This is a genomic window from Pseudoalteromonas sp. SIMBA_162, from assembly GCF_046535955.1.
GTDB lineage: Bacteria > Pseudomonadota > Gammaproteobacteria > Enterobacterales > Alteromonadaceae > Pseudoalteromonas > Pseudoalteromonas marina.
In genome coordinates this window covers 1-270 of the sequence record NZ_JAWJBQ010000439.1, presented here as the reverse complement: position 1 = coordinate 270, position 270 = coordinate 1, and the positions used below count along the sequence as shown (strand labels likewise).

At 70.4% G+C, this 270-nt stretch carries 1 protein-coding gene; it reads right to left on the bottom strand.

Going from position 1 to position 270, the window contains the following annotated elements; genetic code table 11:
- Positions 1 to 69 precede the first annotated feature (69 nt).
- Positions 70 to 270, bottom strand: a 201-nt coding sequence (locus R0J88_RS20390) for a hypothetical protein (RefSeq protein WP_410900934.1), incomplete at its 5' end; no start/stop codon positions are given.

The following is a 270-nucleotide window of genomic DNA, read 5'->3' as shown; positions in this document are numbered from 1 at the left end:
CGAGCGCCGCGTCGGCGTGGGCGCGCTCGTCGGTATCCGGCGCGAACGTCGCCGGGCCACGCGGATCGTTCATGCAACGGCTTCCGCAACGATGGTTTCGCGCGCAACGACGTCGCGTGACAGCGGCGTGAGCGCATCGAGCCGGCGCCCGGTCAGCCGCGCCAGGATTTCGCGCCGCCAGTCGTCGTAGATCGCGCGGTACTCGGCGATATCCGCGCCGAACACGTGCGCGGTATGCGCGTACTCGTCGTGCAGATAGCCGTCGAGGCG